This window comes from Streptomyces kryoterrae, assembly GCF_054072135.1.
On sequence record NZ_CM133358.1, the window covers coordinates 9241824 to 9254656 of the forward strand.

The following is a 12833-nucleotide window of genomic DNA, read 5'->3' on the forward strand; positions in this document are numbered from 1 at the left end:
ACGTCGCGTCCTCCCGCGCGGGCGTGATGCGGGGACCCGGGCCTACATGGTTTCGGTGAGGATGTGGATGGCGAACCATGCGGAGAATCCGAACCAGCTGACGGCGAATATGGCTCTGCCGACCTTGCTGGTGCGGGTGCGGAACAGGCGTCGGAAGTTCTCGGAGAGCGTGTCGTTCTCGCGCTTGTTCGCCAGGGCGATTCCCTCGGCGATGGCGAAGATGGCGGTCCAGAGGATCCAGATGGCGGGCCACATGGTGGGTTACTCCTTGGGGTCGGTGTCGTAGTGCAGGCGGCAGCGGCAGTTCACGGTCAGGGCGATCGGGGCGAACGGGTCGCCGGGGTAGCGGAGCTGGGCGCCGTTGATCTCGTACGGGGTACCGGCGGGCAGGGTCGTGCCGTGCAGCGCCTTGTGGGCGGGCCGTACGCGGTCGTCCTGGCGCGTGATCCACGTCCGTACGACTCCGGGTCCGGCGTTCTCCGCCGCTGCGTCCGCGGCCCCGTTGATGGTTGACACGGCGCACGTCTCGGCGACGCGTGCCGCCAGCGCGGGCGAGGCCGCCTCGTAGAACCTGATGACGGCTCGCTCCAGGTCCTCCAGCTTGAGCTCTGCCTCCGGGATGGTCTGGAGGCTGTGCAGTTCCTCGGCCAGGTCGACGAGCAGCGCGGTCACGGCCTCGCCGGCGTACATCGCGGTGACGAGAGCGGCAGCGACGGCGGCCGGGGGCACTGTGTTGGTACCGGCGACGGCCTGGCCCAGCTTGCGGGCGGTGGCGGTCGCGGCCTGCTGCAGGATCGGGGCGAGGGTGTTCGTCGTCTCCTCCGCCCAGCGGGCAGCACTGACGACGCGGTACTCGTCGATGTTCGCGTCCCCGCCGCGGGTGTCGTTCTCGTCCTCCGGCTCCCAGAACCGTGTGTGCTTGCGGCTCTTCGGGGCGCGGAGCCTGGCGACGATGACGCCCTTCTGGCGCGCCAGAAGCGCGGTGAGCGCCGCCTGTATGGCCATGGACAGGGCGTCGAAGTCGGCGTCGGTGACCTCGAACCCCTGGGCGGCGAGGGTCTTGGTCTCGAGCTGGGCGCGCGCTGCGGCGACGTCCTCGGCGGCGGGCCCGTCCTCGGGCTGCGTGACGGTGGTGCGGGCGCGGGCGACGTCGTCAGCGGCGTCTCCCGGGGCGGCCTCAGTGGTCTGGGCACGGGCTGCGGCGACCACGTCGGCCGCGGTGCCTCCCCCTCCGGCGGGCAGTTCGAGGGGTGCCTCCCCGCGGGCCAGGGCGACGTCGTCAGCGGCGGTCGGGGCCGCCTCGAGCTCACGGGCCTCAGCGACCGCCGCGGCGGCGGACTGATCTCCACCGGCCAGGGGCAGTGCCGCGTTCGGGTCGGCGCCGGGTTCGCCGCCGGCTCCCGGCTCGGGGGCCAGGCCCAGCGCGGCCGCGTCCTGGTCGTTGGCGGGTACGGGCGCCTTCTGCGGGCTGATCCACAGGGCGCGGGACTGCGGGGTGTTGAAGGCAGGACGCCCGGCGATCTTTCGGTACTCGTCGATTGTGATCAGGCCCGAATCGAACTCCTCGCGGGCCTCTTCTCGGGCCTGGCGGCGGGGGAACTCGAGCGCCTGGACGCGGGAGGTGTCGAACCGGATTACCCAGTCGTCGGACAGGTCCGGGTCGAAGGCTGACGCGATCAGGTTGAGGTGGGGGAGCTCCGTGTGCGACCAGAAGTTCCATTCTTCCCGGTCTGCGTTGTTGAACGTCCGCTCCGAGGCGTTGCCGATGATGCTCTCGTACACGCCGAACGCGGAGAGGATCTCGTTCTTCGAGGTGGTGGCGAGGGTCTCGTAGGCCATCTCCCGGGGGCGGGCGGAGGTGTCGACGTAGGTGACGCCGCCGGGGCCGGTGCCGACGAGGGTGAGCTGTCCGGCGTTGTGCGCGCCCGGGGCGAGGCGCCGCTGGATCCGGTCGACCTCGCCCGAGTCGACGCCGTCCAGGTCGATACCGACGATGCCGCCGGGGCGGCCGTCGTTGTCGATGAACGAGATGTTGTAGGTGCGCGCCTTCACGTCCAGGTCGATCGACAGGCCGGCGGCCTCGAGCGGGGTCACGCCGCAGAAGGGATCGGTGGGGTGCGGGTCCCTGATCCAGATGACTTTTTCCGGCTTGAGCTCGCGGATGTGCCCGCGGTAGTCCGTGAACTGGAAGTGCTTGACGTACGCGGCGTTCTCGTCGTCCGGTATGACCTCGACGCGGTCCGGCGGAAGCAGATCGAGCCGGGTGAGGACTCCGCCCCGGCTCTTGGTCTTCTCGATAAACACGCCCTTCTTGCTCAGGAGCAACTGGGCGCTGAGGCGCTTCTTGAAAACATCGCCGGTCTCGAGCGGGTTGGCCTTCTTGTTCAGCAGACGAAGGAGCGGGTGGTCGTCGAGGGTCTCCGCGAACTCGCGCTCGTCGCCGCCGCGGCCGATCTGTACCGGGAGGGTAGAGGCGTGCTTGCTGATGGCCTCGATGCTCTTGAAGGTCCAGATGCTGCGCTCGTAACCCTCGACGATGACGCGCTCGAGGTCCCAGCCGTCCGCGCGGCCAGGGGTGCCCCATACATTCGTGACGCCGGCGAGCGTCATGGACGTGTAGACGCCTCCGGCCAGAAGGTCCTTCGTCTCTGTGGGCCGCGGTGCTGGCTCCACGGCTCCTCTGGGGACGAGGAGCCCACGGAGGGCGGGGAAGAGTTGGCGGGGCATCAGGCCCCCTCAGCGCTGGAGACCCAGAGGCCCGCGGCGGCCACGAGGACGCTGACTGCCAGCCATCCCAGCGGGGGCAGCAGGTAGAACAGGACGGCTGTCTGTCCTGCGTAGCCGCTGAATGCGGCGATGGCCCCGGCGTCTTGCTGCCATCGGCGCGTGGAGTTGCGGCGGACGAGAACGCCGCTGGCACACAGGCCGATGAGGGCAGCGGACAGGCCGGCGGTCCAGTGCAGGGCTCCCAGCGCACCAAGTCCGCCGAGCACACCGAACGAGAGCAGGAAAAGCCCGAGAGCCTCCCGGCCGACCTTGTCGGAGAGCACCGACCCAGTGATGTCGGTGGTGGCGACAACGGGGTCGTCGTTCGACGGCTGAGTTCGCTGAGTAGTCACGCCGCGCACCATGAACAGCGGGCGGCGTTAACGTCGCCCGCTCATCGCGGCGGCCGGGACACCCCAGACATGTAGGCGCCGATACCGCGCCGGTTCATGGTCCCGGCAGAGATGATCCGCGCGTTCGCGGGCGGGGTGGGGAACTTCCGCTTGGCCCGCTTGGTCTGGTCCCCGCCGATCAAGTGCGTGTTGTCGACCTTGGCCGCGCAGTCGTCACCCTTGACCTCGTCGTACGGGCGGCGGCAGCCGTCGCAATACACGTCGAGCGCCTCGATGCGCTGGCCCTCGGAGGCCTTGAAGCTGCCCCGGTAGTCAGCGACGCTCGCGATCTTCGGCGTGACCCCGATCGTGGCAGCAACGACCCAGACGTGGGAGAGGTTGGCCTTCTCCTCCGGCGCGGGTGCAACCGGGGGACCTTCCGGGTCGGACTCCCACAGCGTTTGCGACTCGACCGCGGCCGCAGCAGCGGCCGCGAGTACGGGAGCAGGGCTGGGAGCCTTGACGGGTGCGGGTGGTGTTTCGGGATCGAGCCAGACGAACAAGCTCTCCTGCAAATGGGAGCGGCCGGTCTCGGGCGAGAGGGGGGCTGTCGCGGTCGTCACCGTTCCTCCGGAGCGTTGCTGCGGGGTCGATGTATAGGTTGAATCCCCGTCCCTGTCGAAACGTCAACGACCGCGTTCTGTTACACCAACCCCCTGCCACGCCCTGTAGGACGTGTCCTGTTGCCAGGGCACAGGCACGCAATTGGCCCTGTCCGTACCGCGCGAGGCGCGGGCGGCGTTACAGGGTCAACGAGCGAGGACGTTGACGGGCGTCACGAGATGCCGTCGCTGTCCAGCGCCTGCTGCGCGGCACTCGTGAAAGTGATGATCGACTGCTTGAGATTGTTGTACCGAGTGTGAGCCCTGTTGGCGGTGTGCGTCATTTTCTCTGCCGATACCTCGAAGGTTTCCGAGAGAGCGTGCATCAGGCACTGGCTTGCAAGTTGGAACGCCTCGGCCTCGGCGCTGGTGGCTGCTTCAGCGACAGCTGGGGGCCCGAGTAGGGCGATGTCTTGCCAGCAGTTTCGGATGGTTTTGGCAAGTTCTCTTCCCTCGCCGGCGAACTCTCGACTGGGGGCTGAAGAGAGGTAGGCGGAATCCGAAGGAAAGCCATACTTCCGGCCCATGTGTTCGACGAGAGCATTGTTGGCCGTGATGAAGGCGCGGTAGGCGGCCTCTCGTGGCTCGATCCGTTGGCGGTAATGCTCTGCACGAGCGGAGATCTTGGCTTGCTCGCGCGTAGCCCAGCCCGTAGAGACTCCCGCCGCTGTGGCGCTGACGGCACCCGCCAAAGCACCAAGCAAAGCTGCCAAACCTGCATCCATGAGTGGAGTGTGACGGAAGGCGGAGGTCGTCTGCTGGTTTCGTGGTGATCAGGTTGACGGGCGTCACGGGAGCGTCAGCTTAGGATCCGGTCGTGGCAGACATCCCGAATGAATTGATCAAGCTGGAACGTTCCTCCGAAGGGGAGCGGGCAAGCTCGCAGGCCTCGCTGGAAGGAACACCAGGTCCAATGGAGGGCGTGGCGTGGCGCGGCTGGGGCCTTCCAGGCCGCGGTGACCGAGTGCGCGGAGCGTGGTGATGTGGGCCTGTCGCGGTATGAGCTGGAGCAGGCGGTGAAGAAGGCTGTGCGGCACCCCGAGGTGTTGGCCGCGTAGCCCTGGGTTCGGTCCTCGTCTCGACGGGGCGGGGGCCGGATGCTTGAATCGAACATATGAACGATCTGCCTCCGGATCCGCCGCGCCTCCTGGCGATCCTGGCGCACCTCGACCAGCAGCTCGCCCAGAGCGAGACGATCGCTACCTACCTGCGACTCCAGCGCGACGCCGTACACCGCGCCCTCACCGCGGCCGAGCCCGCTCCCACCCCGCAGCAACGCCCCCAATCACCCCCGAGGCCAAAGAGCGCGTACATCTCCGAGCAGGAGATCGACAAAGGGCATCCGCTCGGCTGCACCATCCACGTCGGCGGCTGCGCCATGGTGACTCGGCCCGTCACCGGCCTCAGCGCCGGGGAAGCACGGAGGGCGCTCACCAAGGACGTGCAGTTCTTCCACCCCTGCGAGTTCTGCCGACCGGACACAGCCCTGGGGATCCTCGAATGACCGGCCAGAGTGCGGGTGCGTACTGCCCGGATGATCCTGAAGACATGGCTGGACCGATTCGTGTGGTCGTGCATCCGCCGTCGCCGACGGGCGGCCGGCGAGTGCGCGTGGACGGCGAGATCCTCGGCCTGGCGCACAACATCTCCGACGTCGCCGAGTTCCTGCGGCGGGCCGGACTCGAAGTCGACCCGGCCGAGGTGCCGACGGTGCCGTGGATCGACTGGCGTGGTGGTGGCCCTGGAGAGTGGGGTGGTCTTGATGCCGGGAAGTCCTGAGTGGCAAGGCTGGGGCAACTTGAACGGTCCTCCGCCACTGCCTCCGCCGCTACGCGAGCTGGTAGACGCCCAGCCGGATCAGCCGCTGAGCGCGGAACAGCGAGTCCGCGATTCCCGCTGAGGCACCAGCAGTCGCTCCGCTTGATACGGATGAAAACGACTGGCTCATGAACCGTTGACCGGACGCACCTTCGCTGAAATCTGTGCTGATCTCCATTACTGAGTTTTCTGAAGGTGAGGCGGCTCAAGGACTGCTCGGCCTGCCGTACTTGACGCACAACTGACTCTTTGAGTCGTACTGTATTGCGTTCCTATGACATCCGTGAACTCTAGAGTGATCCAGAGATGCCGCACATCGGCTTCCGATGACAACACAGGGTCAAGGTCCTTTTCACTGAATTTGATGCTCCTATCCTGGTTAGGAAGTAGAGGGCTGCCCGAAGACTTGATTGAGGAAGTCGGGCCGGAGTTCCCTTCGTGTTCTCTCACGCTGCATGCGATACCTACAGCCGTCCCGACGCTCACATTTCGCATCTTGACAGAAATAGTGACAATCCGATCCCCTCTCCATCCCAGTTCAACGTTTTCAACCACAGGGAAAGGAAGTATTGCTGCTAGGCGTTGTTCTCTAATTTCACCAACACTCTGCCCGGCGGCGACAGCAGCAGCTTCTGCCGCCTCCGCAGATCTTTTTCCAAAGTTGGCAATTCGGTTCGTGAGAATTACATAGACTGCCGTAACTATGGTCAGAATAACAGTGCTGATTGTCGTTACCATCACGAACCGCCAAGGGTCACGGCAGACGCCCTGTCGCTGTTTGGAACGTCATGCCCGCAGTGAGATTACCGAGAAAATTATCGAGAGCACGCTCCCTTAGAAATTCTACATACGGCACCTGATAGCGCTTCAGGAAGTTCGTCGCGTCAAACTCACTCCGGCTTGCGCCATCGACTTTCGTTTCACCTACGTAAGAGAAGCTAGCCCATACAGTTGAGAACCTTCTGTTCCCTGGCGCTTCTATAGAGTATGCCTGCCGACCCCAGGCTTCGCCGCTGTCTTTCGTCCATCTACTGGCTCTGTAATCGAGGCGCCCAAACTGTTCTGGCGACTCTTGATCATCCTTCGTTTCTCTAAGGCTTCCGTCTGGCCGAGGCAATACCCCTAGCAGTTTCTTCATTACCGCATAATTTGGCAAGGCCGTCTTGGCCGGAGCAATCATAAAATCGTAGGCGATGAAGCGGTAGGTGAACTGGACACGCAATGGCTTCAGCAGCCCCTCTTCACCTTCACTCTGATCTTCTTGAAGTGCTGCTTGAAGTACTGTGCTCGTATATTTTGACGCAGCCAGCTGGCCGAGTTGATCAACAATTCGACTCACCAAGGTCTCAACTGAAGGCATCAGCCCTACATACCACTGGTGGAATCTAGAGAAAGATGACCCTTGGCGGGTTATTCGGAGATCACCATCCGAATCAATGAACACCTCGAAGCCAAACTCGTCATCATCATAAGAGCACCCCACCTGTGATTCTGAGTTGACTAGGGTAAGCCGGTCGCGAGCGTGGAAGTGTGCTTCTTTGAGGATCTTGAATACTTCCGCATAGATCAAGTCTGTAACGATAAACAACTGGTCTCGACTAGCCATCCTGAGCACTTTTGGAAGTTCCACTGTAAGGTCAAACGCATTTACGTTTTCGAGATTCTCGAAGATTGGAGGACTACGAAAGTCTTCCCAGGCAGGTACGAGGCTCCGCGGAGTTGCGGTGCTGGTCATAGCACCCATCCCTTCATCACTCGATCGTCTGTCAGAACGAACTCGTCTTCACTCGATACCTCAAATTCATAGGCCGCAGGCGCCAATAGAGAGAAAAGTATCTGCTGAACACCACGCGCTCCGAGGTTCAGGTGGGAAGCCAACTTGGCGACGGCGCTCATGGCCTCGGGTGTCACTGTCAATTTTTTCCGCATGCCAGAAAAATGATTATCCCAAATCCCTATAGGGCTTATCTCCCTATTCTCCAAGATTTGCCTAAAGTGGTCTTCTGTTAGGTCTTCGTAGCGAATCAATATTTGAAACCTTGCAACGAGTTCGGTCAGGAACCCATACGTAATTAGGTCCTGAGAAAGAACCAAGTCGCTGTCTGTCAGGCCGCGACGTATGGATGCTGATCGCTGGTCGCGCAGTTTCTTGTTGCCGAGGCCGGCAAAGGTTCCACCCAGAATAAAGAGCATTCCTGTCGTGTCAATGAAGCGAGTCGGATTCGCGACTTGTTTCTCGCCAACCGCAATGCGACTCCCTTCCGCCATTTTCAAGATCCGCCGCTGAATCGCCTCATTGTTATCGTCCGAGCGATGCGTAAGCCGAAGCTTATCGAACTCGTCCAGGAACACTATTCCGTGACGTGCGAACTCTAGATCGTCGTCACGCTTGCGAGTTATCTCTGAATTCTCTCCTAGGATTCCATCGGCCATCCCCACAAGGCTCTCCATTATGTCTTCCACTTGCAGGCCCACAATCCCTGCTTTAACCAGCGATGTGGAGTCAACGATCGCGTAGGGTAGGCGGAGATGGCTGGAAGCTGTTTGCATGCTATGTGTTTTTCCCACCCCTGTGCCCCCGATGACTATTCCGTTAGGTGGTTTATGGCGGAGGTCTTGCGAGATCCACCAAGATAGATGCATGGACAGTAGGACCGACAGCTCTCGCTTCGCGGACTCTTGCCCGACCAGGTAGCGATCCAGCTCTGCCTTTATCCCCTGCGCGGTTCTGTCCTTCGGAAGCAGATTTTCAAAATTGTTGACAGTCATATCGGCAGCCCCTTGGTGCAGGATTCAGCTGCGTCTGGCGCCGTACGCGAGGCGAATTCGAACAATGTCTATAGAGGATGCGAGATCTGAAGTCTCGTGCCATCGGTGGGTCTTGTAACTGCCGCACCGTAGTCCTAGCCAGTCTTACCTGCTCTGAAAACCGAGCAGGCACTCAATCTGCTTAATCCAATCTAGCTCAGGATGGGGACAGTCACACCTCGGTCACTTCCGCAGCGCTGGCCAGGGGTGGGACAGCCATGTATGAGGGAGCGTCGTCAGTGAGGGGTTCTTCGCACCGCACAGCACAATTGAGGCCGCTGGGCCCTGATGAGCCAGTGTCTGGGGGCTACTTACAGCCGGCGGCCGAGTTATCCACAGGCACGCTCGTGATCTTCGCGACCGTCGTACGGTGCTCTCTCCGTTGGTCACGAACACGGGGGCGCGCGGTGTTGTACAGAGTGGAGCTCTGGCTCCAGGTTGAGGAAACGCTGGCCGAATTGCCGGAGGAGGGGCGACGCGAAGTGATGGAGCTGATCGCGGCATCCCTAATCGCGCGGGACGCGTGGCCGACGCCCGGAGGCTGGGAAATCTCCGAGCGCTTCGGCCCCGGTCGTGGATCACATTCAGCGCGGCCCTCGATGGGATCGACATCGTGTGTGTCGGCTGGGTGGGCTGACGCCCGTCGCCAACCCGGCAGCGGACACTTTCACGCGTATCACCAGTGGGTGTAGACCGCGCTGGCGCTACGACCCGAGCCGGATTGGAAAGTCCGGGATGAGCTCTGCGGGCGCCGAGGGACGTACAACGCCTCCTTCGATGTAGGCAGTCTCGCCGGTCGCCAGCGACTGGAGAGCGGCCGAGATCCGTATTCGCCCATGCACCGGGTGGCTGTCGAGGATGCGCGTGATGGGTAGCACGCGTACGTCTGCTCGCGGGTCACGGTAGATCAAGTGGCCGACTGTCTCTGGGGTCATAGGCTCAGTTGCCATCACGTGGGTGATGACCTGCCTGCGGCGCGCCTGGACCCAGGCCAGGGCGACGCGCCGCAGGAGGGGCAGACCGTCCGGAACGCCCCAGAGAACATCCTGTGTGGCCTGTTCCAGTGTCTTGTGCCCGTAGTGCACGGCTCCGGTCGGCAGCGTGATGCTGCCGAGGAGGTCCGCGACCACCAACTCGTCCGTCCCCACGGGGATGAGGAGCGACACTCCGATAGCCGGTGGCCGCCAGTTCTCGTAACGGGCTGTCGTCGGTACGAGGGTGGGTTCGGCGCTCCGCGCGGCGGGATGGACGGCTGCCGTGATTGTGGGCATCAGACAGCTCCGCCCGATACAGCGGCCACGATCTGTTCGAGGTGCTGCGGTTGGCTAGTGCCGGGGATGGGTGCCACGTGTGAGCCGCGGTTGAGTAACCAGTGGAGCGGTTCCTCGACACCGCGCGCCGTCGTGAGAGTGCCGGCGCCCAGTGGCCGGTACGCCACGTACGGGATGCCGAGTTCGCCGCAGAGGTCCAGAGCCGGGTCGAAGTGTTCCGTCATGTTGAGGGCGTTCTGCACGGCGGCGACGGCAACGTGTTTGCTCGCGAGGCGAATCTGCTCGGGTGTGACCTTGGACAGGCCGATGTGCCCGATCTTGCCTTCGTCCTGGAGGGCTTGAAGCGTGCCGAGTTGCTCGTCGATCGCGATTTCGGGGTCGATGCGGTGCAGGTAGCAGAGCTCCAGCCGTTCCACGCTCAGGCGGCGCAGGCTCGCTTCGACGCAGGACCGGAGATAGGTCGGATGGCCGTGTGGAGCCCAGACGTCGGGTGCGGGTCGGAGCATGCCGACCTTCGTGGCGACCAGGACGTCCTTCGGGTACGGGTACAGGGCGTGGCGGACGAGGTTTTCGGCGGTGTGCGGGCCGTAGGCGTCGGCAGTGTCGATGTGCGTGATGCCGTAGGTGTGGACCGCTTGGCGCAGGACGGAGACCGCGGTCTCGAAGTTGTCGGGGTGGCCCCAGGTGCCGGGGCCGGTCAGGCGCATAGTGCCGAAGCCGAGCCGGGAGACGGTCTTGTCGGCGATGGTGATGGTGCCGGCGGGGGGTTCGACGCTCATCGTGCCGCCTCCTTCTTGAGGCAGAGCTGGATGGCGAGTTCGACAGCGCGCTCTTGGTTGTCGGGTGCACTCGTGACCCGCTGGTGAGGGACCGTGTCGTCTGCCAGGAGGCCGTGGACGTGTTCGTCGACCAGGCGCCGGTAGCGGGCGTCGTGAGCGTGCTTGTGTTCGACCGGTTCGGACTCGTCGAGCACGGTGGCCAGGAGCAGGTCGTAGGTGGGTGTGCGTGTCGAGGCCATCAGGCGCAGGCGCTCCTTCTCCCACCGGTGGGGGTGCTCGCCGCGGTACTCCATGGCGGCGTTGAAGTACGCGACGGCGTCAAGGGCTGCACGATCGGCGAGGACGACGTCGGCGCCGTGTGCGGCGGTGATCTCGTCGGCGATGCCCTGCGCGATGATCCACTCGGTGGACGCCGCGGTGTGGTGCTGCATTGTGAGCAGTCCGGTCGCAGCGGCGCGTTTGCCGAGTCCGCCGGTGCGGGCCACGGTGAGGCCGTGGCCGCGCAGTTCCATCTCGATCCGCTTGAGCAGGAGGGTCTTGCCGGTCGAGTACGTGCCGAGCACGCCGATGCTGATGGGGTCTGTCACCACAGGGTTGGCTCCGTTTCTGGTTCGGGGGCGCCGGGGAGGCTGGGCGGGACTGCCACGGTGATGAGCTGGTCCCAGCTCTCGTAGTGGCCGGCCATGGCGAGCAGGAGTTGCGCCGTGGCGTAGGCGTCGTAGACCGCGCGGTGCCGGCCCACGGGAGGGGCCTGCGTCAGGACCGGGTTCACATGCTTGAGCAGAGCGTCGAGGCTGTACGAGGGCAGTCCTTTGTAGGTCGCCCTGGCCAGCCGGAGGGTGTCGATGACCCCGGCCGGCTCCCACGTCGGCAGGTGACGGCGCAACTCCCGGTAGTCGACATGGGCGTTGTGGGCGCAGATCCAGTCAACGCCGAGGAAGCCGTGGACCTGATCGGCGAGTTGTTCCCATGCGGGCTTGCCTGCAAGGAGTTCATTGGTCAGGCCGTGGATGCCGGCCGCGCGCGCGGTGACCGGGCGCTCTGGGCGGATCAGCCACGCCCCTGCGGTACTGGTGTCCGGCTGGCCGGTGCGCAAGGGCAGCGCGGCGATCTCAACGAGGTCGGGCGGGTTGGTGCCGTTGCCTTCGACGTCGACGACGAGTACACGCTGCGGCCAGGACTGGAAGTTCATGGTGTCGGCGTTCCATTCTCCGCCTCCCAGCCGATGGGGGCCCGGCCGTGCTGGCGGTAAAGGTGGGGGCTGTCGCGGTCGTGGCACTGGAAACCGAACAACTGCTGGAGGTAGTTGCGGGTCGGTCCGTCCAGGCCCTCCACGATGATGGCGCGTTCGTCGATCTCAACGGGCCCCGTCGCGCCCAGGTCGCGCGCCTTGCGGGTGACCTCGTTCAAATCGGGCCTGACCCACGCCTGCCGGCACAACGTGACCTGTGCCGAGGGACAGATACTGCACACCTCTCGGATGCCGTAGTGGCCGTTGTAGTCGGCCTCTGCATGAGCGAAGGCCACGCCACAGCTGGTCTTGCGGAACAAGTACCCGTACGGCGCCTGAGGGTCTTGGGGGTTACGGAAGACATCGAGGATGCGCTGCTCGGCGATCTCCGGTGTGATCTTGCGGCGGGCGGTGTCGCCGTACGACACCGGCAGGCCGTGCGCCTCGTAGTAGGCGGCAATTTCGTCCTTGAAGAACAGGCCGGTGAACACGGTCGCGTGTGCGTACCGGGACAGCTCGCGGGCGCGCGCGAGGTGTTCGTCGGTGTCGTTGAGGCCATGGACGATCGGCCGCCAGTACAGGACGGTGCGGTAGTGCTCCGCGTGCTCGAACAGGGTGCGCAGGCTGCTCTCCGCGATACGGGAATCCACCGGTTCGATCTTGGGGTGGTCTATGCCCGAGTGCGTGACCAGGATTGTCAGCCGGAGGTGGGTGAAGGAGTTGAGGACCGCGCAGTCCTCGGGCGTCACCCGCCAGCGGGTGATGATCAGGACGTGGTTGCTCAGGCCCTGTTCGTTGAGCAGGCGCAGCACGTTGAACGTGTGGGGCTTGACGACGGGCAGCATCGGGTCGGTGGCCCGGTTGAAGAGCTGGATCGGTGTGGTGTGCGGGTGGAAGAAGGGATGTGCCAGCAGGTGCGCGACCGCTTCCTCGTCGCTCATCAGGGCGCGTGGTGCCTTCATCTCGAAGTTCTGGAAGAGGTGGCGTACGCAGTACCCGCAGTTCAGGGGGCAGCCGATGACGTGGTTGAGGGAGATGCCGGACTTGCGGTAGGCGACCGGGTTGGTGAGGTCGGGGTTCATGCCGCTGGTCTGGTCGGGGGTGAGCAGCGGCAGGGGGCGGCGGGTGACCGCAGGGATGCTCATGAGTGCCTCCGATATATGCGG

The 12833-nt window shown here is 64.1% G+C and carries 14 protein-coding genes; 2 read left to right on the forward strand and 12 right to left on the reverse strand.

Features of this window, described 5'->3' with window-relative positions; all coding sequences use genetic code 11:
• Positions 1–42 precede the first annotated feature (42 nt).
• From ACW4TU_RS41180 to ACW4TU_RS41200, 5 genes are all read right to left on the reverse strand, one after another.
• Positions 43–255: a hypothetical protein gene (locus ACW4TU_RS41180; protein WP_457421981.1), complete on the reverse strand. Its 213-nt coding sequence runs from the start codon at positions 253–255 to the stop codon at positions 43–45.
• Between the two features lie 6 nt (positions 256–261).
• Entirely contained in the window at positions 262–2673 is a 2412-nt protein-coding gene (locus ACW4TU_RS41185; protein WP_457421983.1) for a phage portal protein, read from the reverse strand.
• 53 nt (positions 2674–2726) lie between these two features.
• A complete protein-coding gene (locus ACW4TU_RS41190) occupies positions 2727–3119 on the reverse strand; it encodes a hypothetical protein (RefSeq protein ID WP_457421985.1) in 393 nt (130 codons plus the stop codon).
• A gap of 41 nt (positions 3120–3160) precedes the next feature.
• Positions 3161–3721, reverse strand: a complete 561-nt coding sequence (locus ACW4TU_RS41195; protein WP_457421987.1) for a hypothetical protein — start codon at positions 3719–3721, stop codon at positions 3161–3163.
• A 212-nt stretch (positions 3722–3933) separates the two neighbouring features.
• Positions 3934–4485, reverse strand: a complete 552-nt coding sequence (locus ACW4TU_RS41200; protein ID WP_457421989.1) for a hypothetical protein — start codon at positions 4483–4485, stop codon at positions 3934–3936.
• A gap of 389 nt (positions 4486–4874) precedes the next feature.
• On the opposite strand from ACW4TU_RS41200, the gene ACW4TU_RS41205 reads away from it, so the two are divergent.
• Both ACW4TU_RS41205 and ACW4TU_RS41210 read left to right on the forward strand, forming a co-directional pair.
• A complete protein-coding gene (locus tag ACW4TU_RS41205; RefSeq protein ID WP_457421991.1) occupies positions 4875–5264 on the forward strand; it encodes a DUF6233 domain-containing protein in 390 nt (129 codons plus the stop codon).
• A 44-nt stretch (positions 5265–5308) separates the two neighbouring features.
• A complete protein-coding gene (locus ACW4TU_RS41210; protein ID WP_457421993.1) occupies positions 5309–5539 on the forward strand; it encodes a hypothetical protein in 231 nt (76 codons plus the stop codon).
• Positions 5540–6332: 793 nt separating this feature from the next.
• On the opposite strand, the gene ACW4TU_RS41215 is transcribed toward ACW4TU_RS41210, so the two are convergent.
• The 7 genes from ACW4TU_RS41215 to ACW4TU_RS41245 form a co-directional block, all read right to left on the reverse strand.
• Positions 6333–7313 (reverse strand): hypothetical protein, encoded by a 981-nt coding sequence (locus ACW4TU_RS41215; protein WP_457421995.1) that lies wholly within the window; start codon positions 7311–7313, stop codon positions 6333–6335.
• On the reverse strand, positions 7310–8347 hold the full coding sequence (locus tag ACW4TU_RS41220) for an AAA family ATPase (RefSeq protein ID WP_457421997.1): 1038 nt from the start codon (positions 8345–8347) through the stop codon (positions 7310–7312). Before ACW4TU_RS41220 ends, ACW4TU_RS41215 begins: the two co-directional genes overlap by 4 nt.
• A 743-nt stretch (positions 8348–9090) precedes the next feature.
• The gene (locus ACW4TU_RS41225) at positions 9091–9657 is read right to left on the reverse strand and encodes a hypothetical protein (RefSeq protein WP_457421999.1); all 567 of its coding nucleotides are present in this window, start codon (positions 9655–9657) and stop codon (positions 9091–9093) included.
• Positions 9657–10436 (reverse strand): aldo/keto reductase, encoded by a 780-nt coding sequence (locus ACW4TU_RS41230; protein WP_457422001.1) that lies wholly within the window; start codon positions 10434–10436, stop codon positions 9657–9659. The genes ACW4TU_RS41225 and ACW4TU_RS41230 overlap by 1 nt, the downstream gene beginning before the upstream one ends.
• Complete coding sequence (locus tag ACW4TU_RS41235; protein WP_457422003.1) at positions 10433–11023, reverse strand: AAA family ATPase; 591 nt, start codon at positions 11021–11023, stop codon at positions 10433–10435. Before ACW4TU_RS41235 ends, ACW4TU_RS41230 begins: the two co-directional genes overlap by 4 nt.
• Positions 11020–11628: a 3'-5' exonuclease gene (locus ACW4TU_RS41240; RefSeq protein WP_457422004.1), complete on the reverse strand. Its 609-nt coding sequence runs from the start codon at positions 11626–11628 to the stop codon at positions 11020–11022. The genes ACW4TU_RS41235 and ACW4TU_RS41240 overlap by 4 nt, the downstream gene beginning before the upstream one ends.
• Positions 11625–12812 carry a radical SAM protein gene (locus tag ACW4TU_RS41245; RefSeq protein ID WP_457422006.1) on the reverse strand — a complete coding sequence of 396 codons (1188 nt, stop codon included), beginning with the start codon at positions 12810–12812 and terminating at the stop codon, positions 11625–11627. Before ACW4TU_RS41245 ends, ACW4TU_RS41240 begins: the two co-directional genes overlap by 4 nt.
• Between the last annotated feature and the right edge of the window lie 21 nt (positions 12813–12833).

Excerpts from the sequence above, each read along its gene's own strand:
- ACW4TU_RS41180 (WP_457421981.1), bottom strand. The coding sequence starts at position 255 with ATGTGGCCCGCCATCTGGATCCTCTGGACCGCCATCTTCGCCATCGCC.
- ACW4TU_RS41200 (WP_457421989.1), bottom strand. The coding sequence starts at position 4,485 with ATGGATGCAGGTTTGGCAGCTTTGCTTGGTGCTTTGGCGGGTGCCGTC.
- ACW4TU_RS41205 (WP_457421991.1), top strand. The coding sequence starts at position 4,875 with ATGAACGATCTGCCTCCGGATCCGCCGCGCCTCCTGGCGATCCTGGCG.
- ACW4TU_RS41210 (WP_457421993.1), top strand. The coding sequence starts at position 5,309 with ATGGCTGGACCGATTCGTGTGGTCGTGCATCCGCCGTCGCCGACGGGC.
- ACW4TU_RS41215 (WP_457421995.1), bottom strand. The coding sequence starts at position 7,313 with ATGACCAGCACCGCAACTCCGCGGAGCCTCGTACCTGCCTGGGAAGAC.
- ACW4TU_RS41220 (WP_457421997.1), bottom strand. The coding sequence starts at position 8,347 with ATGACTGTCAACAATTTTGAAAATCTGCTTCCGAAGGACAGAACCGCG.
- ACW4TU_RS41225 (WP_457421999.1), bottom strand. The coding sequence starts at position 9,657 with ATGCCCACAATCACGGCAGCCGTCCATCCCGCCGCGCGGAGCGCCGAA.
- ACW4TU_RS41230 (WP_457422001.1), bottom strand. The coding sequence starts at position 10,436 with ATGAGCGTCGAACCCCCCGCCGGCACCATCACCATCGCCGACAAGACC.
- ACW4TU_RS41240 (WP_457422004.1), bottom strand. The coding sequence starts at position 11,628 with ATGAACTTCCAGTCCTGGCCGCAGCGTGTACTCGTCGTCGACGTCGAA.
- ACW4TU_RS41245 (WP_457422006.1), bottom strand. The coding sequence starts at position 12,812 with ATGAGCATCCCTGCGGTCACCCGCCGCCCCCTGCCGCTGCTCACCCCC.